The organism is Pseudomonas sp. QC2 (genome assembly GCF_002859085.1).
Lineage (GTDB): Bacteria > Pseudomonadota > Gammaproteobacteria > Pseudomonadales > Pseudomonadaceae > Aquipseudomonas > Aquipseudomonas petroselini.
On record NZ_PKKS01000008.1, the window covers coordinates 337565 to 357723 of the forward strand.

Genomic DNA, 20159 nt, shown 5'->3' on the forward strand with positions numbered 1-20159 from the left:
TTGAAGGAAGAGCATTCAGGCGGTCGTTTGACACCCCAAGATGTATTGGCGACGTTTACTGGGTAAGGCCTGTTGACTGGGCTTTATCGCTAGCGTGTAGCCGATGGCCTACTACTCGCTTTTTATTAGGACTCCAGCGCGCGGAGAATAAGTGGCTATGGCCTGTGCGCAATAACTAGACGTTGGAGCAAGGAAGGCGTGTTACCCGGACGCATACACACGGCCCGCGAAAAGCAGTGCGGCAATGACAGCCCAATCAAAAAACATCGTCATCGTTTGATTGAGCTTGTAGTCCTGACAACTCAAAAGTATAGCCTCTGGTACTGGTCGAAAAAATTCAAGACGAATAACTTCCACGTTATGGGAGGCTACCAAAAACGCAGGTTTTCACGCAGTTGGATCAACGCTATTGACCGTGCTTCTGGGTACGATCTGATGAACGTTCCAGCCTTGGTCGATCAACATCTGGCGACTCTGCTCAAACGCTTCACCTTCTCCCAGTGATCGCTTGCTTATCGCCAAACACAGCAGGTGTGTTGGCCTAGTCATGGCGACATACATCGCCAGAAGGCGCCTCCTCTGCCGAATCTTCACAGACTTTCCGCCATGACACTGTTGCCCCAGCATCCAGGGCATCAGGCTGTTGAGTACATGGTCGTAGTTATAAGTTTCCAGAACCAGTGTCGCGGTATGTGTTTGGCCCTTGGCCGAATGAACGGAGCCAAGCTTGATGTCGACCGTTCTTTGCTCGTGCACGCATCGATATGTATTCAGTGACGGCGCGACGATCTCCTCTTGGATAGTCTCCTGAGCGTTTTCAACCCAACCCAGATAGTCCTTTCCAGCCTCCGATAGCTCGTTGGTAGCCGCGAGCACCTTCGCAAGTGATGAGAAGCGATGTCCCAGTACCCTCCAGCGACGCTGGCTGATCGTTTCAGAGCTGAACAAAGCCTCCACTACCAGGGTTTGGTACTGCTCCAGATCATCTGGCTTGATCAACAGCTGTTGTATCTGGACGTGCTGCCGCGCTCCGGGCTTGATCCTCATACGAGGATCAGACAGGTTCGCCAGGTGGATCAACGCACGAGCCATCTCCTCCACCGCCTGATGCGCCGTTTCCCCTTTGGTAAGGTGATGCCTAGCTAAACGTAGTCGCTCCACCAGTGTAGGTGGCTTGTAACCTGAGCCGCCGGCGTTGCGGTCGTACTTCCCCCAGTAATGCGCCACTGTCTTAGGGTAATGCTCATCCTGGTCTTCCGGGTCGATGTCCTTGTGCGTGAAGCCCAGAGCAGTGATCGTCGCTTTCTGAAGCAGCTCGACAGGAAGGTGCTTGAGTACGTGGCGACCATAAGCATCGAGCACCTCGCCGCAATCTCCATCCGGGAAAACGAAAATGGTATGGGGTAGCCGTTGCTCATTCCCTCTCGCGCGAAGCCCTCTAAGGCCCTGCGCGACGGGATGAAACGCAAAAGGGTTAGCGAGCAGCGCGATTGATTCGTCGAATCGAAAGCTGCTGGCGATGTCCAGCGATTGGTCGACATCTGGGAAATCGCTGCCTTGGGAGCTTGCATCAGAGTCGAAAATAGCCTGGTTGGGATCGCCTACTCGTGTCACGCAGATGCTCCCATCTCCCCGGGGGAAAATGGTGCTGAGGTATTCGTTCTGAAGATCAGACGTGTCCTGCATTTCATCAACAAGTACACAGGGGAAACGGTGCCGAAGAGATGCGCCAACGCCCGGTCGTTCGGTTAGTTGTGCCTTGCCCAGAACGAAGATTTCGTCATAGCAAAAGTAACCACGCCTGGCGGCCTCACCCATCGCGGCTGCCATGATTTTGTAGCTGTCAGCATCCGGACCACAGGGAAAGTTATTGCCTTTGAGCGGGTCGGTGAAATCGGTGCTGGTCAGCCTGAGACTCTCAGCTTTGAAATTGCTACGCTCGAAATATCCACGGACTTTTTTTCTTTCAGCGAACGTCATGCAATTGAAGCGCATGCGATGCGTCAGCTCATCATCGATAGCTGTGAAACGAAAACCGGCAGAAAGCAGCCATGGCGTGGCGAGGAATCGGCTGACAAAGCCGTGAATCGTATCGATGTAGTGAGGGTAGCTGAGCAGCCGCCGTCCCATTTCGGTGTTCCCGAGCCGGTGCTCGATTTCGTGACGCGCAACATTCGTATGGGATAAGACGCAGATTCCGCGGGTACGGCTCGTCCACTTGCGCGCGAGAATAGCTAGCTTCGCGACGACCATCGTCGTTTTTCCGCTCCCAGGACATGCGGAGACATCCAGCGTCTCACGCGATCGTAGGAACTCGATTCGAGGCGCATCGAGCTCCTTGAGCTTCATGAGCTCAATGACCCAAGCAACGTCATCCTCCGTAATCTCGGACACCAAATCTCGAAACGCGGTCATGATCCATTTCCTGACGGTTCTTGAGTTAACTCGAGACGCGTTGTCACGTAGGTAATCGCCTCGGTTAGATACCCTGGCAGCCAACCCACAATCTGCTCGCGGCTGAGCACCTGGCGCTGCAGGCAATCCTCCAACAAGTCGACCAGGTATTGTGCAGTGATGGCTTTGGACGCAGTCCTGGACGTGAACAGGCTGTAAATGTGTGAGCAGAGATGGGCATGGGTGTCAGTTGACTGGCGAAGCTGCTCAAACTCTGCTTCTGCCGCCTGGACGACCTCGTTGACCTTTTTCCGCTCCATGTTCAGCGCGTCATCATTTGCCGCGAGCCTGGCAGCTACCAAAAGTTCCTTCGCCAGGCCCGCGTATGCCATGTCGTATTCGAGCGTCCAGTGATTCGCGACGAAGGTTTGAACGTTCTGGGCATCGTCGCTTTTGAGGTTTGTGCGACGAGCCGCTAGGGCTTCATCACGGGTTTTCTCATCATCCCCGAAATGCCTCATGGCTTTCCACCGACGGTGCTTCCCGTTCCACCTGGGATCATTGTCATCGTCCACCAGTCCCAGGATCGCCGGCGCGCAGTCTGGCATCACATCCATGTCTGCGACTCTGGCGACGGGGATATTGAGCGTACCCTCCTCCGGTGTTGCCCGTTGCAGTATGCGGGAGTATCGACCGAGCCCGGTACCGCCCACATTCACCACGGAAACCCCGTGCCTGGTGAAATCCCGGCCCATGATCTTCGCCAGTGCCGGCAGCAGGATCGCCTCCCCATCCCCCTCAACGATGAGCACACCTCGCGCGAAGAACAGGTTAGCTTTGGTGACGTCCAGGAACCGCGCCAGAAACCGGTAATCGGTGGCATCAAGGTTAGTTTGCTTCTCCGCGAGCGAGTAGGCCTTGTGCCGATGCATGAGCACCAGGTTATTCAATGCGATCTTGGAACTCAGGTTGGGGCTGTGAGTGGTCAGGATGACCTGCACGGGACGCTGCTGATTGGCTTCTTCCAGTTTGGACTCTTCAAGCTTGCATGCTATTGGTTTAGCCGCCGCTTCCAAAAACTCCATCAACCGCAGTTGCCGCTGAGGATGCAGGTGCGCCTCCGGCTCCTCGATCAGCAGCAAAGGGAGCCCGTCAGGCTCTCTACCCAGAAGTAGCAGCTCGCAGGCCATGAACAGCAGGTTGTTGGAACCGAGTCCGTAGGAACCCTGCGCATCACCAGATTGCTGATCTAATAGCCCGAGTTCCAGGCGCTCAAGGATCTGGCGCAAGCGCGATGACTCCGACCCGCCCTCTACAAAGTTGATGTGGCTATGCAGATCATCGCCCTCCAACCCTAGGTGGGAAAGGTAGTTATCGTTGATCGTGTCCTGGGCCTTCTTCACGCCCCCGTGCAGGTTGACCAGATGACGCAGATACTCCGCCAAGCCCGCAAGGCTCAGGCTGGCAGGATCGAGGTCTGCAAGAGGCTGGTCAGCGTTAAAATCAGCACCGCGCTTAATGTCAGGAAAGTTTTTCAGCACCTGGGACAGTCGAGACCCACGGCCAGGCGACATCTCGCGCTCAGCATCGCGCAGCGGCCGCAGGTACGCGGCGGCTAGCAACTGACGCACATTGACGTCCAAGCTTGGCCCTCCCCCGTCATGGCCACTACGGACCGCGATATCAACCCAGCGACGAGCCAACTGGTCGTCATTTAGTCGGCGTGCAGTCCAGTGCACGTAGACCACAGCTTCTTGCTTGTTGAACGTGACGTACTCCGACAGCGCACCTTGGTCGGCAGTCGACAGGTAGGAGAACTTTGCCACGATCTTGATCTGATGGGCCTGCTGGCCATTCTCAGGGATATGGAAGTCGTCAGGCTGCAAGCGTACGTACTCCCCATCCCGGGTCTGCAGCACCAACCGAAGTGCGTCAATTACGGACGACTTGCCCGCATCGTTCTCGCCTACCAGCGCTGTGACGCCCTTGTTGAAGCGAATTACCAACCCCTGCTGCCCAGCTCCAAACTGCCGGAAATTCTGAATCGTGAGCGCTGACAAATACATCCGTGTTTTCCTGTCGCAAAAGGTTTTGGCACGATACGCGCACGCAGTAGCACGCGGGGTTTAGCGAGTGGCTTCAGCAAGATAGGCACCTCTTAGGTGCCTTTGCCTTCACTTCCTTGGGGTAGTTCTGCCACAGCTTTCGATTTTTTGGGGGCCCGTGGCTTGGTTGCTTTCGCCTTATTGAGCTCGCTGTCCTTTCGCACTTTCGCTGCCTGCGCGGCATTGGAGACATCCAGTACCACCACTGACGTTGTAGCAGCCAGTTCGGCTGGCAGCAGACCTTCCAGTGCCATCTTCAACGCTTCAGGTTTTTCGGGTTTTATGCCGGCCGGAGGCAGCGTCACGCTAAGCGCCTTGCCGAACCAGAAGATCACATAAATGCCTTGACTTTCGGTACTGTCCGCCAATGTATAGGTCTGAAGCTGACCGCTATGCCCATACCAGAGATGTGTATGGCTCGTCCGTTTGGCTTCGACCGGCACGGTAAATGGACCGTGGGTAACAAGCAGGTCCGCCCGCGTTCCGCCGGATGACGCCGCTTCAGGGGACACCTCGAAGCTACCGAAAAAGCCAAGTTTGTCCCTAAGCTTGCCGGCCAGCACGTCTCGGCAATCGTTCTCGACTTTGGGCTTGTTGTTGTCCCAAAAAAGCCTCCACAGATTGTGTGGAGACGGCTGCAACTCGGCAGCGACTTCCTCAAGGATCAACAGCACCAAGGCCTTCAGGTCCTGCGCATTGATAGGGCCTCTGCCGCTGAGCACCTTTGCCAGATCTGTCGGGCAGAGTAGCTTCTGTGTTTGCGATCGGACATCTCGCCTGTAGAGCTCAAGCTCGTGCCTGATGGTATCAACCCAGCGTGTACCTTCAGCGTCCGTGAGCAATTCCAAAAGGGTCGTCTCGACGCCTGGTTCATCCGACAACGAAACGGCTTTCAATACTTTTACGGTGTCCGGCCACACGCGCTCAAAGTGCCCCTGCATCAAAGGGGTGCGCTGGAACAGGAACTTCAACAGGAGGCGGCTGACGGCCAGCGTGGACGTCGGCGTCCGCCAATAACTACAGTTGGGGTATCCGTCGAAGATCACACGGTGAATGGCAGCGTCCTCCGCCTCATCCAGGGCATGTACGAAGTCATTGCTGAACACATCCGACTGCAGGCAGACGGCAAAGTATGCCCAGCGCAGGCGGTCAGCGCAGCGCCGATCGCTGCCAGTGATCAAAGCATCAGTACCGTCGCCCTGGTTCGACCAATGGGACAACACATCAGCCAACAGTGGTGTCAGTGCTGGTGCATCAACATTAAGTTCAGCCAGCCGAAGCACGCTGTCTAGAAGACTTCCACTCAGCGTATCAGGTTGCTCCAATGCCACCTGCACGGCCCACGCATGTAACTTGGACGACGCTGGATGCTCTCCCAGCTTGTACAAAAGTGCATTCCAACTGGCGTCCCGCTTATGAGCGAGCTGACCAAAGTAAGCAGGATCGTCTATGAATGATCGATTGAGTTGATCAATACAGCAGGCCTCTAAGCGTTCCTTGAGATAGGCATCCCGCATCGACACTGTGGCGAAAAGGACCTGGAGAATTCGTCCCGCAGGTTCCGCGGAGAAATCCCGCCCGCCCGCCAGGTGAATGGAAGCAGACGCAGCTGTGATGGCCCCCCTAGCCCCGCGGTCATCTTCATGCTCACCTTTCGACCACACACGGGCGAGCCCTTCAAGGATGGACTGAGCCAGCGGCTCACCGAACACTTCCTGCAGCGCTTCTATCCCGCTTACATGACGACTCGTGATCGGGCGACTACCGCAATATACTTCTGCCCCCCAGTAGAAGGCCCCGTCGACCTTGCCTGCTACCACTGAGGGTAACTGCAACTGCCATTCGGCTATTTGACGGACCAGCCACTGCTCGATGCTATCCTGTTGGTGCGCTTGCCGCTCCGATTCTTCTTCGACCTGTAGCCGTACGTATTGCAGGGCGGCGTCAGCAGCAGCACCCGGGCTCTCGTGGAGTACCGGGATCAGCCAGGCCGGTACGGGCTCCCCTCGTTCCAGTGCCCAGATACCCACCTGTCTGCCGACGTATGCTGAACCGACGTTGGATATCAGTGGCTCAGAGTTCAGCATCAGGCGCACCAGCGTTTCGCTAGGCTTCAGGCCAAGCGCGAGCAGTCCGAGGGCAAGCGACCCGCTATCGGCTACGTCCTGGTCCGCAATCAAAAGCAACGCGTGCAACACCTCCTCGGAGGTGGACCGAGCGATCAACCATTCTCCGGCAGCCTTCTTGCAGGTTGACTCGGCCCCGGTGATCACACCGGTCGCGACCATCATGTGCGCGAACTCATCCACGGTTACGCCGTCGCCGGACAAGGCAGCAATGCACAGCACCGAGGCGAATTTGTGCTCCAAGGCACCCACGCCTGCCTGTAGCCGCCAGCGCTTCGGTGCATCCAATATCAGGGGGCGCCACAAATCTGCTGCCACATGCCAGGCGATGTCCCTGATCGCGTAGGTGCTCTCCATGCGTCCATCTTCCGGCGCAGCCCGCGGAAGAAGTGCATCATTGGCTCTTTGCAGGCTAGCCAGAACCCGCTCCACGTCGCCGACCACCAACTGTTGCGCGGGGATCGCGCAAAAAAGTTGTGCGATGCTGCGCAAGTGACCGCGCGACGCTTCCCCGGAGGTACAGAGCTCGTCGATCCGCCTCCAAATGTCATCCGCTGATGTCGCCGCATTATGTAGCCAGGCATCAATGGCCTGCTCGCGGCACCATTGCACGTCACTCTGGCGTAACGCGACGCTCCAGCAGGCGTCAGCGGTGGATGCCAGCGCCGGCCCGGTCGACAACGCCTCCAGCAACATGCTGAGTCGGTGCGTGGACGCCTCTGTTTGCAGCAGCTCAATCACCAGCGGCACAAGGTCCGGGGAGACAAGTCCCACGGAGCAGATCCGCACCGGTCCCCACTGCTCCGGAGTCCAGCGAAAAAACGGATCGCGTGCCCCAACCTCCTGCAGTACGGTGACGCGCGACGCGACGGGAAGCGTGGCCGCATCGCCATGCAGTAACAGCGTTTCCGGGTCGCGCTGGACCAGCCGTTGGGCGTGGTGTAGTGCGCCCTCGTTGACTAGGTGACAGGTGAACCAGGCGTACAGCGCCTTCAGACCTTCAGATGGCAACCCATCGACCGACACCAACAGTGCAACCGCGCGTTCGATATGCAGTCTTGCGCCCCCGAGGGCGCCTGTCACCAAGCGGGCCAGGTAGCGCGCAGCCAGAAACTCCTGGATGCTGCGATGAAAGGGCAGGAAGTCCTCGCCCTTCTTCATGAACAACGCGGTGTCCAGGACAGTCTCGCGAGCGACCGGGTCAAGCCCCGCGTCATGCACCGACAGCATGGTCTCTGCGATGGGACCAGATCGCTGCAAGCCATGCTTTCCAGCCAGGAGCAGGGTAAGAAAGACACGCCCGGCATGGTCTAGGACGACATCGGGCGCAGGTTCGCCGCCTTGTCGGCCTTCTGCCTTGGAGGGATTGTGCTCCGTAGCGAAATGGCGTGCACCGGACTCGTACAGCTCGAAACGGGTGAGCGACGGCAACCGTTCGGGCTTCACACTCATGAGAAACTTCAGCCCCAGCGGGGATAACACGAAGGGCGTCGATCGCAGCGCCTGCAGCGTGGAGAGGAGCCTGATGGGCTCTGAGCAGCCAAACGCCGTGAGCACGGCGACCGCTTCCTCCTCACTGAGCGGTTGCAACTGAGCCACGACGGGGGCCTCGTCAAGGGCTGCCAAGCCCTGACCGAACGCTCTGCTGAGCTTTCCACCTTCGTTCCAGTCCTCTGCTCGACAACTCACTCGCCATCGCATCGCCGGTAGCTCTTCTAAGCTCTTTGCAATCTCAATGGCGTTCTGTATGGGGACTTCATCGAGAGCATCGATAAACACCATCGTGGCATCGGAAAGATCTTTGCGGCGGAACCAAAAGGCAGAAATGCACGATGCACCCGCTCGCTCCGCAAAATGCTCGAATGCCACGGTCTTGCCCATGCCAGGCGCGCCGAGCAATACAACATAGGGGGCCTCGGCCAGATCACTTAGCCGCTGGGCGCCTGCGTACTCGTCAGGGCTTGATGATATAGAGATAAGCCGATCAAGCGGGGCGATTGACATTGCGAAGCGGCACCGAGCGACAAGGGGGGCGGCCATCATACGGGATGGCCAGATGACTCCACTACTCTTGACGCGTGGGGTTTGGCTGCAGTCCTCGATCTACGCGAGGCGCGGTTACAGTAATTGTTCGAGGACGGCCGGCCGGGTAGCCCCGTAATTGCGCTCCTACATTGCATCTACGGAAATACGCCGCGCGGGGGCTGGCCAACTCCCCATGAACATAGATCGATGAACATCTTCCACTCGATTAGGCCTGTAGTCCCTAAGAACAAGGATGGGAATTACTTATGAACATCTGACATCGCCCATAAGTTAAATCATGTACAATGCTACGCCGTTGCCCATACTCGTTCCGTTCATCGGTACCCGGAAGTGAAGATCGAAATTTCAGAGAAGTAAAAATCTAAATTGCGGAATTGTTCCTGCATTTGGATATTTCCTTCCATCTTAGTGCTACTCGAACGTCCTGAGATTCAGATGGGCGAGCTACCGGCCTGCTCAATCTGAGTCAACCCGACCTTCAGCTTTGATTCGACGAATTGGCTTTAGCACTATCGATCCGTCGACCAACTCGATGCTTAAGAAATCACCCAAACCGACGCCCATTGCCGCTAGTATATTCGGTGGGAGATCTATGACGATGTCCCCGCTGCTATCACCTGGATCCCGGCATATCAAAGTAGTTGGCAATGCATCACTCATTGGGTGCTAGCTCCGTTCTCGACCGAAATATTTTAGACGATATCGTACACCGACATGTGCGGAGGTTTCCGGCTTCATCGTAATACCACCGTTGGATCTCCTTCCAGAGGTGTTGCGATGTGCTTTGACATGATCAAACCCGCATTTCATCGTGATTTCTCACACTCCACGCCCAGTCCCCCTCAAGACTTTGAGTGCATGAAGGAGTGCTCGCTCTACCTACTGCTGCTGCTAGACCACCGCCACGTCAGTCGCTCGAAGCTGGTCAGCTGAGGATCAATGGCTGCCCTCCTCCTTATGCCCGATTTCCGCCTTTGAGGATTGGCGGAAATTGTGAGGTCTACCTGTGCCGAAAAGTCATGGGTCTCGCTATATACATTTAACCTTCCGACCAAGTCATCTACCGAACTCCAGCATTAAGTGCGGTGGTGTCCGCGTATTTTTAAGCGAACGCGATCACCCCTATCGCTAGGATTTCCATGCGCCAACGTAGCTGTTGTCCCAATCCGTTCAAAGCCCAGGTCGTTTAGAAAGCGCAATGCGGCAAGGTGTGATTGCGGGACGTTTACCGCAGATAAGCGGAGAGCCCAAAATAGTGGTTGCACGACAATTTTCGGTTAATATTTTCTGAGCGTTCGGCGCACATTTTAAGAAAATCTTGGCGCGGTTAAGAAAATCTACCCAACAACAGCGGAAAAAATGGGAAATCTAGTGGGGTACGCCCATTTGGTCAATGCGATGGAGTTGAAGGCTATCGGGTAAAGAAGCCTGATGCGACTGAGTGTGTGGCCTTCACGTTGGAAATGGCCAAGCGGGCATTGGAAATCGAACTGAGGGAAGAAACCGAGTATTTGCAACGATGCGACACGTTGCTTGAGGTGGTTAATGACAACTACGACGTGCGCGGCAGCCTCTTGAGTAAGCTGACTATGCAGTGCTTAGACCAGAATGGGTCGTATCAAAGGGCTGGCGCAAGCAATACAACGGGTATATCCAAGAGGAGGTTTTCGACTTCCTCGAAGGTCACGCCCAGGCCCTTCTTGCAGAAGCCCACAGAGAGCCCGACGACCAATCGTCCAGCGACCGTGGCGATCGAATGGCCGGTAGCAGATCCCTTGCCATGCCCACCTCAAACATTGTGTACAGATAGGCAGATTAAACGTATACGACAGATCTGACATCAACTGATTTATACCAATATATCGGACGCACTATAAATTATAGTGATCAGGATATATTCGGATATTTCCTCGCCATGAACGGGTAGCCCATGGTCGACATCGACCGGAGGCTCGACTGACAGCATTGGGTCGAATACGCTTTAGGATATGGTATTTGCATCGCGAATACCTTTGAGCACGATCGCGGCGTTAGCCAACTCGATGCTAAGCAAATCACCGGGCCCCACGTTCAGTGCTGCAAGGACCTTTGGGGGGAGATCAATGATGACGTCCCCGCTTCCGTCGCCTGGGTCTTGGCACTTTACAGTCGTCCGTAATGATTCAGTCATTGGACCCTCCCTCCTAACTTGGCTGATTCACTGAATCGATATCCTACCTCCGTGGATACCTGTGTCTATCGTTGTGATATATAGATCAAAATTTAGCGTCCGGGCATCACGCCTTGCGTGATGAAACCGGTTGCCACTTATGCGGCATTAACTGATTAAACTCACTCGCCCGCTGAGTCGACAGCCGCGTAAGAACATCCTTCAGATATGCCTACGGATCGTGACCATTCAGGCGCGGAGACTGGATCAAACTCATGATCGCTGCCGCCCGTTTGCTGCTGCCTAACGATCCTGCAAAGAGCCAGTTCTTGCGTCCAAGAGCCCATCGCTGACTAATCTCATGACTGCCCCGTCCCTGTCGATGCTATCGCTCGCGTTCGACGAGTTGAGGTTGTAGGTTTGGTGCGCCTTATCATCCATGAAAAATGCCACGAACTTCATCGCTCGCGGCATACAGGACTATGCCGGGGTCAATTCGTATCACCTCTTTCGGCTGCCTTCCACCGAGGTAGGAATTTGAGGAGCCGAACCAGAAAGCCATCCCCCAAGCATCTTTGCGCGTCGCCAATATCTCAATGACTGCCTTCAGTACTGGGACTGGCTGGTAGCCGCCGTTGGCGTCAAAAGCGTATGTAGGAAGGTAATCGACGCCTTCGTAGTTTATGGCAAAAATTCGACCTTCACCCATCAAGCTGTAAACTCTAGTCTTTAGCTCATCAACCGTTTGAGCCGTCAACTCACTCAATTCCGCAGCTATCAGCCAGTCCCCGGAGGATATAATTCGTTGCTTGCCTTCCTCTACAAGCATGGCGATTCTCAAAGTAGTGTCCATAGCGTACTCATCCCATAGCAATAATATATTTCCTCAAGGTCAATGACATGTGCCTTCGGATTTGCAGACGGGGGTTCAGGCCAGTATGAGCTGACCGGTTATCCTCAACTTATCCCCACAATCGATGCACAAGGTGCTCAAAATTCAGTGCGCTAACCATTGCACCCCAGATTCGACCCACACCTGGCGTTAGTGGAGGGCAGATAGTGAACCATCGAAGTTCTTTGGTACCAGCGGAAATCGGCCAACCGCAGAAGCCTCCGGATTATTCCTTTCAGCATTAGTACGGTTCATGATGTAGGGGCCTTGGTCAGTTATGTTTCAGCATCTGGGTCAAGCCTAAGCTGGCGATAATAGCTTATGCTAACCACCAGCAAGGCGCCCAATAGGTTCATGTTCGATTCCAAATTGCAATGCCGCATCAAGAAATCTATTAGCTGCTTCATTAGGTCTAGTTGCCATCATGCGCTGAGCATCGGCCTCAAGTTTAGCCTTCAAAAACCACTTAGAGGTTGTGACTTTATGTCTTCCTTTCATGGGCGCCTCTCGTGAATACTGTTGGGAGGTGAGCGTAGCCGTCGCGTTCTTAATACCCTATCGTCGGCAGATGACTAGCGTTAAGTTTGTGAGTTCAAAAGACGGAAGTATCCGTACCCTCCTCCCCGCGTTGGCTTTCAAAAGGTCGCCTTTGGAATTGACCTACGGCACCAATGAAGAGTTAGTAACTACTCAGTGGCTTCCTCCGCATCAGGTAGATTTACCGCGTTGACCATTCGAGTGATCACGATAGATAACCAGGTTTGATGGGCGACTAGCTCTGGATCAACGTCACCATTCGCATTGGGCGTTTCATAGAGTGATCTCCAGCCTAATATATCTGCTGGGTCGACCCTTGCGTTGTCTCTGAATACAGCCTTTGAAGCAAGCCGGTAGGCGTATGTATCTAAGCAAGTGTCATCCGCTACCCTTAGCTCGGCGCGGCCAAAATCAAACACACTTTCAGCGATCCATCGCTGAGATCCGTTAAATTCTGGAGGAACTGCCAGCAGGACACCAACGATAGCCTTATCGGAATCAGGCCGATCCAGTTCGTTGAAAAGATCGATCAGATTTTGGCCCGAAATGCGCTTGATAATTTCTACACCCAGCTCCGGCTCAGAGACATTCGCCACTGCGACAATGAGCATTGTTGAGGGACTTCGCTCATTCTTTGTGACGGATAACTGACATGCACTCATCTGTACTCCGGCCATAAAAACTCCGTCAAATGAACACTATAGATTGTAGTCCTATAGAGCTCAAGAAGGCCTCATAGTTCCTTTTGTGGATTAATCAAAATGGAGCTGCGAGAAGCGTTTGCCATCGCGTTGCGCAATACACGGATTCGCCAAGGTTTGACCCAAGAAGATTTTGGAATCGTCAGCAGTAGGACATACCTCAGCACGCTTGAGCGAGGTCTCAAGAACGTTACTTTGGAGAAAGCATCAGAGCTTGCTGGCAGAATGGATGTGCATCCACTGACCCTTCTTCTAGAGAGCTTTTTGCTCCTCGATCCTGATACGGATTTAGACTCGTTGCTCGAGCGTATCCGACGTGAAACCCTTTCATCTCGGCTCCGCAAGTCCTAGGTAGAAGCCGGAACCAGAGCTTCGGCATGCGACGGGCTTTTTATAAGACACGAACTGGAATCGAGGGTCATAGGGGCGGGATGCCGAATATAGGTTCGAACCATTCTGGCCTGTCTGAAGTGCTGTCCACCAGAGGCCTGATAGTGGAACAGTCAGATAGGTAGGGGGGCGCAGATCCTGCAGAGTTGCGGCTTTTTTCTGTTTGTCATAATACACTTCCGATACGTACCGTCTTAGCCTCTCGCGTGCTGCCCCGATGGGCAGCAATCGGCCGATTCTGTTGAAAAAGTAGGTCTCCTGTCGATCTATAGCGCGAGCGCGCGACCAGCTAAAGCAGGTTGGCTAGAAAGCGCCCCCATGAGAGCCTAAGAAACCAGTTTCATCCGATAGGTGCGCGCTTAGAACTGCCCTTCAGAACCCGCACACCACTGCGTAAAATCAATCGTTTTATCAATAGATTGACGCTTTTCTTCCTCCGATATTATGAGGGTTCCACGTCAAAAGTTTTAATAGCGCGGTCATTTGACGCACCCTAAACTCCCCACTCGAAACATTCTGAATCACCACGCTCGTTCTTCTTGCGCCGCCCATGTTCGTGTGATTGCCGCTGGCCCCAAGCCCTGCGGGCGCAGCCGTGCGCGCATGGGAAACGTGCCTGAGCCTCTAAGGAACCCCCATGCAGCGCAGAGACTTCTTATCATCGGCCATCGCGCTGGCGGCTGCGTCGACATTACCTGTTGCACGCGCCGAAGAAATTACCGGTGGCCAACCCTGGGAACCGGCCACGGCCAGCCTACCAGCGCTGCCCAGCGTACGTCAGGGCGGCCTGGCGTTCTTCAATCAACATGAGTTTCAGACCACCGAAGCGATTGCCGAACGGTTGATTCCAACGGACGAGCTGTCGATCGGAGGCAAGGAAGCCGGTTGCGCGACGTTTATCGACCGCCAATTAGCCGGTGACTACGGCAAGGGCGCCACGTTGTATCGGCTGGGACGTTTCGTCAAAGGTACGTTCGAGCAAGGCACGCAGTCGGCACTCACCCCCGCCGACCGCTGGCGCAAAGGGCTCGTGGCGATTGACGAATACAGCCAGGCGCAGTTCGGCAAACCCTTTTTGCAACTGCAAGGCGAGCAACAGGACCTGGTGCTGCGCAGCTTCGAAAAAACCGCGGTCAAGGTTGGTTCCGAGTTTGACGACGGCGCCAAGGAGATCTTCGAACAGGTGCTGGCCAACGTGCGTGAAGGCTTCCTGTCTGATCCGATCTACGGCGGCAACAAAGGCATGGCGAGCTGGAAAATGCTTGGTTTCCCGGGGGCGCGCTATGACTTCCGTGACGTCATCGCCAAGAAGGGCCAGAAGCTCAACATCATCCCCACCAGCCTGATCGATAACACGCTCTGATCCCCCCAGAACACTTGAGTGATGAGGCCTCGCCATCATCGCCGACTGACCGTGATTCGCTGTAACGAAGAGGAATTCCTGAATGGCCAATGTACGCCCCAAAGTCGACGCAGTGATTGTCGGCCTCGGCTGGTGCGGCTCGCTGATTGCCGAAGAACTGACCCGCGCCGGGCTGAATGTCATCGCGATCGAGCGTGGTCCGTGGTTTGAAACCGCCACTGATTTTCCGCCCTCGGTAGACACCGACGAACTGCGCTGGGACACCCGCCGCAGCATGCTGCTGCCGCCGGCCATCGAGACCACCACGTTCCGCAACAACCGTTCGCAAACTGCCCTGCCGACCCGCGACTGGAGCATGAACGAGTTGGGCTACAACGTCGGCGGCTCAGGTACGCACTGGGCCGGCATGGCGTGGCGCTTCCTGCCGTTCGACTTCGAGCCTTACAGCTTTACCCTTAAGCGCTACGGCAAGCAGCAGATTGAAAAGGGCCTGATCGTGCAGGACTGGGGCGTCACCTATGACGACCTGGAGCCCTTCTATGAGCGCTTCGAACGGATCGCCGGCGTATCGGGAAAGGCCGGCGTGTTGAATGGCGAGAAGATCGACGGCGCGAACATCTTTGAAGGCAACCGCAAGAGTGAATTCCCGCTGCCGCCACTGGCGACCACTCGGCTGACCGACCTGTTCACTGCCGGCACCAAAAAACTTGGCCTGCACCCGTTCATGGTACCCGCCGGCCAGGCGTCGCAGGCCTATACCAACCCGCTGGGAGTGCGCATGGGGCCTTGCACCTACTGCGGTTACTGCCTGTATTACGGCTGCGGCAACTTTTCCAAGTCCAGCCCCAATGCCTGCGTGATCCCAGCATTGATGCAACGCAGCAACTTTACCGTACTGACTGAGTCGGCCGTGCTGCGCGCCAACCTCGCCGCAGACGGAAAAACCGCCACCGGTGTGAGCTACCTGGACCGTAATAAGATGGAGTGGGAGCAACCGGCAGACATCGTCGTTTTCTCTGCCTTCCAGATGCAAAACGTACGCTTGCTGTTGCTCTCGAAAATCGGCAAACCCTACGATCCCGAAACGCGCACCGGGGTCGTGGGCCGAGCCTACAGCTTCCAGACCGTGTCCGGTGCCAATCTGTTTTTCGAGGACGAACAACTCAATCAGTACATTGGCGCAGGCGCCCTCTCCGCCCAGGTCGACGACTATAACGGCGACAACTTCGACCACACCGGCAAGGACTTTATCGGCGGGGCCGGAATCCTCGTGGTCGCCCGTGGCGCACGCCCCATCGGTAACGCCGACGCCGTGCCGCCAGGCACGCCACGCTGGGGCAGCGAATGGAAAAAGGCCTATAACCATGCCTTCCAGAACGGCACGTTCATCTTCAACCAGGGCACCAGTTTTTCCCACGACGAGTGCTATCTGGATCTGGATCCGGAGTACCACGACGCCAACGGTGACCCGTTGATTCGCGTTACATTTGACTACAACGAAAACGATCGGCGCATGGCCCGTTTCACCGAAGGAAAAGCTGTAGAAATCGGCAAGGCCATGGGCGCGAAAATCGTTAACGGCTTTGATGCCGCCGCAGTCAACTACGGGCCGTACTTACCGTCCAGTGACCACACCATCGGTGGAGCGGTCATGGGCCTGGACCCGAAAACCAGCGTACTCAACCGCTATCAGCAGAGCTGGGATGTGCACAACGTATTTGTGCTGGGCGCCTCGTCGTTCCCCAACAACGCCGGCTACAACCCCACCTCGACCATCGGTGCTCTGAGCCTGTGGACTGCCAAGGCGATCATCGATCAATACCTGGCCAAACCCGGCCCACTGGTGGAGATGCCAGCATGAACACGCGTCTTCGCATGGCCCTGACAGCCACTGCCGTGTTGTCCCTGGGCTCGGCCATTGGCCTGTACGGTGCATTCAGCGTTGCCGATGCAGCGGACAGCATTGCCCAGCCAGGGCAACAGGCCGACCACAGTGCCGGGATCAAGGCGCCAAGCACCCAGCAACAGGAAGACCTCGCCGTAGCGCGTGGCCGTTACGTGGCCATCGCCGGGGACTGCGCGGCCTGCCATACCGATCCCCGTCATGGAAAACCTTTTGCTGGAGGCTATGCACTGGAAACGCCGTTCGGCAAGTTGCTCGCCAGCAACATCACCTCCGACAAAAATACCGGCATTGGTGCCTGGACCGAGCAGGAGTTCACACGTGCGGTGCGTGAAGGCAAAGGCCGGCACGGAGAGAACCTCTACCCGGCGATGCCCTATAACGCCTACGTCAAAGTCAGCGACCAGGATATGCATGACCTCTGGGCCTACATGCAAACAGTGCCGGCGGTGAATAACGAAGTCGTGTCCAATCAACTGCCCTTCCCGTTCAACATCCGCCTGATGATGATGGGTTGGAACCTGCTGTTCTTTGATAACACCACGTTCAAACCGGTGGCAGGCGCTACCGAGCAGGTCAACCGCGGCGCCTACCTGGTCGACGGCCTAGGGCACTGTGCGGCTTGCCATACGCCGAAGAATTTCCTCGGCGGTGACAAGAGTGGCGCGTACCTGCAAGGCGGCGAACTGGCCGGCTGGCATGCACCGGAAATTACCGGCAACCCCTACGTGGGTATCGGCGGCTGGAGCGATGCGCAACTGGTGCAATACCTAAAGACCGGCAGCAACCACGTGGCCGTAGCGTCCGGGCCGATGGCCGAAGCGGTCACCAACTCGACCCAGCACATGCGCGACGAAGACCTGTACGCCATCGCCGCTTATCTCAAGACCCTACCCGGTTCGGATACCCGCAGCCCGCGGGCGCTCAAGGCGAGTACCCCATTGATGCAACAAGGCGCCAACGTGTACTCGGCTAATTGCTCGGCGTGCCACAACAGCGATGGCAAGGGGATCAATCAACTGGCGTCGAGCCTGGCCGATAACCCCGGTATCCAGGCTGAGAATGCGCGAAGCTTGATCACCACGGTGCTGGAAGGCGGCCGCGGCGCGGTGACCCTCGACAATCCCACCAGCGGCGCAATGCCCAGCTTTGCATGGAAGCTGTCGGACCAACAGATCGCGGCAACACTCTCCTACCTCCGCAACAGCTGGGGTAATGCCGCGCCGGAGGTGACCGCCAATCAAGTTGCCGAGGTACGCGAGGCGCGCAAATTGCCGGCGCAATTGAGCGTGGACGGTACCTCTCACTGACGCCGTATAGGGCCTGCCGGTACACTCACAGGCCCACCCCTCACAGGAAGCGTGCTTAGCATGAGCAGCACACTCAAGCGTCACGGTCTGTTGAAGGTCGCAGAATTGGCGGGCGTCAGCCTGAGCACCGTAGACCGAGTGCTCAATGACCGTGGCAAGGTGTCCGATGTTAAACGGCGCAAGGTCCTGACCGTGGCACGCGCCCTGGGCATCCGCCCGGGCCTGCCTGCGCCATTTACCGGCCCGATGATTGTCGATGTGTTGCTGAGCGACAGCGCCACCGACCATTTCAAGCGTCTGGCTGCAGCCTTCGAACGCCAAGCCCAACGCCTCAGCGCCCACCTTACCCTGCGTCATCAACGCTGGGCGGAGGGCTCACCGCAGCAACTGCTCGACGCCCTGCGCAAACCGCGCTCACGTCGCCACGGCATGATCGTGATCGCCCCCGATACACCCACCGTGCACCAAGCATTAAACGCCATCGTGCAGGGCGGCACGCCCACCGTTTTACTCACCAGCAACCTCACCGATGTGCAAGGTGCTGTGTATGTCGGCATCGACAACCATGCCGCCGGGCGCAGCGCCGGACGGTTGATGAGTCAGTGGGTCGGCCAGCGGCCCGGGGTGGTACTGCTGGTTGTCAACTCACTGGATTTTTTTGCTCACCAGGAGCGGGCCAAAGGCTTTATCGACGTGATGGCGCAACATGCACCCGACACGCGCGTCATAGGCCCAATCGAGTGCTTCGACAACGATGAACTCACCCGCGCAGCCGTCGCGCAATGCCTTGCAGATCAACCTTTGGCGGGACTATACGACACCGGCAGCGGATCGTTGGGGATCCAGGCGGCCCTCGCCCAGGCAGATGCACACCCCGTGTGGATCGGTCATGAGGCCAGCGCATTGCATGCAAGCCTGCTGCGCCAGGGTGTGATGTCGCTGGTGCTGGACCAAGACCCGGAAGGCCAGGTGCAAGCCTGTATCGATTACCTGCTGCATCAGCAGGGGATAATTGATACGCCACCCGTACTCCCGCTGGTGATGAAGATCGTCATCGACGAAAACCTCTGACCTCCCAATGCGCGTTATGCCATCAGCTTCAGTCAATGCGCCACACCCAAACCAATCAATAACTTTGACACATTGTAATACAATTAATTAGAGTGATTTGCGCACTCACTGGCTACGCGCGGCGTTTGCTTTTATGGGGTGATTGGCTCCATTCACGCACTCAGCGGCGACCCACGTGGCGATAACGTGCGTAATCATTCACCTTATAAAACAAGAAGAACGTGATGAAAAATAAGCGCATTGCAATCGGTAAAAAGACACTTGGGTTAGGCTTGTGCATGGCAGTTGCGCTATGCGGCGCAGGCTGGGTCAACGCCCAAACACCTTCCTCTTCACCCGCTCAGCATCGGCCTGCGATGGCTCCGCTGCCGATCGTAAAAACCTTGCGCGTCTACGTGCTCGATTGTGGACAGCTGATATACAACCACCCGGAATCGTACAACCTGACGCGTGAAGAAGTGGTCGATACCAACATGCCCGTCACCTGCTACCTCGTCATGCACCCAAAAGGCGTTTTGTTGTTCGACACCGGGCTGTCTGACCGTTTGATCGGACGACCGGTGTATGAAAATGCCATCGATGGCTATGGACAAATCGTTACCAAGACACTGCTCAGCCAGTTGGCCGACATTGGGGTCGCACCAACGGACATCAACTACCTCGCGCTTTCACATTCGCATTTCGATCACGTGGGTAACATCAGCGAATTCCCGACCGCAACGTGGCTGACTTCCAAAGCCGAGCAGGATTTCATGTTCACTGCACAGGCCACCCCGGAAAACGCGGCGTCTTTCGCCTCACTCAAACAAAACCCCCAACAACTGTTCAAAGGCGATCACGATGTCTTCGGCGATGGCTCAGTCATTTTGAAACAAACCCCGGGGCATACCCCCGGCCATCAATCGCTGTACGTGAAGCTCAAGCAATACGGCGGGGTCTTGATTTCCGGCGACCTTTACCACTACCCCGAAGAACGTACGAAGAACCGCATGCCGGACAAGGAAAAGCACGCCGGCACGCCTGAATCGCGACAAGCCATGGAAGATTTCCTCAAGCAGACCCACTCGCAATTGTGGATCGGTCACAGCACTGAGTTCGTGCGGAATGCGCTGAAATCGCCGGCCTGGTATGAGTAAGCAATAGCGTCACACAACGAGGGCCAATGCAGGCAC

Annotated in this window: 13 protein-coding genes and 1 pseudogene; 6 read left to right on the forward strand and 8 right to left on the reverse strand. The window is 56.3% G+C overall.

The window, feature by feature from the left end:
• Positions 1-387 precede the first annotated feature (387 nt).
• The 8 genes and pseudogenes from QCBJ_RS08260 to QCBJ_RS08300 all read right to left on the reverse strand — a co-directional run bounded on the left by QCBJ_RS08260 (position 388) and on the right by QCBJ_RS08300 (position 12926).
• Positions 388-2415, reverse strand: coding sequence for a UvrD-helicase domain-containing protein (locus QCBJ_RS08260; RefSeq protein WP_102060509.1), 2028 nt, complete (start codon positions 2413-2415; stop codon positions 388-390).
• Positions 2412-4460 carry an ATP-dependent endonuclease gene (locus QCBJ_RS08265; protein ID WP_102060510.1) on the reverse strand — a complete coding sequence of 683 codons (2049 nt, stop codon included), beginning with the start codon at positions 4458-4460 and terminating at the stop codon, positions 2412-2414. Before QCBJ_RS08265 ends, QCBJ_RS08260 begins: the two co-directional genes overlap by 4 nt.
• A 92-nt stretch (positions 4461-4552) precedes the next feature.
• Positions 4553-8506 carry a hypothetical protein gene (locus QCBJ_RS08270; RefSeq protein ID WP_145994225.1) on the reverse strand — a complete coding sequence of 1318 codons (3954 nt, stop codon included), beginning with the start codon at positions 8504-8506 and terminating at the stop codon, positions 4553-4555.
• Between the two features lie 2146 nt (positions 8507-10652).
• Positions 10653-10841, reverse strand: coding sequence for an AbrB family transcriptional regulator (locus tag QCBJ_RS30345; RefSeq protein WP_102060512.1), 189 nt, complete (start codon positions 10839-10841; stop codon positions 10653-10655).
• Positions 10842-10947: 106 nt separating this feature from the next.
• Positions 10948-11166 (reverse strand): annotated as a pseudogene (locus QCBJ_RS08290) (transposase domain-containing protein); the annotation flags it as partial.
• Positions 11167-11253: 87 nt separating this feature from the next.
• The gene (locus QCBJ_RS08295) at positions 11254-11673 is read right to left on the reverse strand and encodes a hypothetical protein (RefSeq protein ID WP_102060513.1); all 420 of its coding nucleotides are present in this window, start codon (positions 11671-11673) and stop codon (positions 11254-11256) included.
• A 363-nt stretch (positions 11674-12036) separates the two neighbouring features.
• Positions 12037-12210: a hypothetical protein gene (locus QCBJ_RS30125; RefSeq protein WP_158242093.1), complete on the reverse strand. Its 174-nt coding sequence runs from the start codon at positions 12208-12210 to the stop codon at positions 12037-12039.
• Positions 12211-12398: 188 nt separating this feature from the next.
• A complete protein-coding gene (locus tag QCBJ_RS08300; RefSeq protein WP_256581470.1) occupies positions 12399-12926 on the reverse strand; it encodes a hypothetical protein in 528 nt (175 codons plus the stop codon).
• Positions 12927-13010: 84 nt separating this feature from the next.
• Between QCBJ_RS08300 and QCBJ_RS08305 the strand changes: the two genes are divergently transcribed.
• The 6 genes from QCBJ_RS08305 to QCBJ_RS08330 all read left to right on the forward strand — a co-directional run bounded on the left by QCBJ_RS08305 (position 13011) and on the right by QCBJ_RS08330 (position 20123).
• The gene (locus QCBJ_RS08305) at positions 13011-13301 is read left to right on the forward strand and encodes a helix-turn-helix transcriptional regulator (protein WP_102060515.1); all 291 of its coding nucleotides are present in this window, start codon (positions 13011-13013) and stop codon (positions 13299-13301) included.
• Between the two features lie 676 nt (positions 13302-13977).
• Positions 13978-14703, forward strand: coding sequence for a gluconate 2-dehydrogenase subunit 3 family protein (locus QCBJ_RS08310; protein WP_102060516.1), 726 nt, complete (start codon positions 13978-13980; stop codon positions 14701-14703).
• An 82-nt stretch (positions 14704-14785) separates the two neighbouring features.
• Positions 14786-16564 carry a GMC family oxidoreductase gene (locus QCBJ_RS08315; protein WP_102060517.1) on the forward strand — a complete coding sequence of 593 codons (1779 nt, stop codon included), beginning with the start codon at positions 14786-14788 and terminating at the stop codon, positions 16562-16564.
• Entirely contained in the window at positions 16561-17916 is a 1356-nt protein-coding gene (locus tag QCBJ_RS08320) for a cytochrome c (protein WP_102060518.1), read from the forward strand. Before QCBJ_RS08315 ends, QCBJ_RS08320 begins: the two co-directional genes overlap by 4 nt.
• 60 nt (positions 17917-17976) lie before the next feature.
• Entirely contained in the window at positions 17977-18987 is a 1011-nt protein-coding gene (locus tag QCBJ_RS08325; protein ID WP_102060519.1) for a LacI family DNA-binding transcriptional regulator, read from the forward strand.
• A gap of 224 nt (positions 18988-19211) precedes the next feature.
• On the forward strand, positions 19212-20123 hold the full coding sequence (locus QCBJ_RS08330) for an N-acyl homoserine lactonase family protein (RefSeq protein ID WP_082893879.1): 912 nt from the start codon (positions 19212-19214) through the stop codon (positions 20121-20123).
• Positions 20124-20159: the final 36 nt, after the last annotated feature.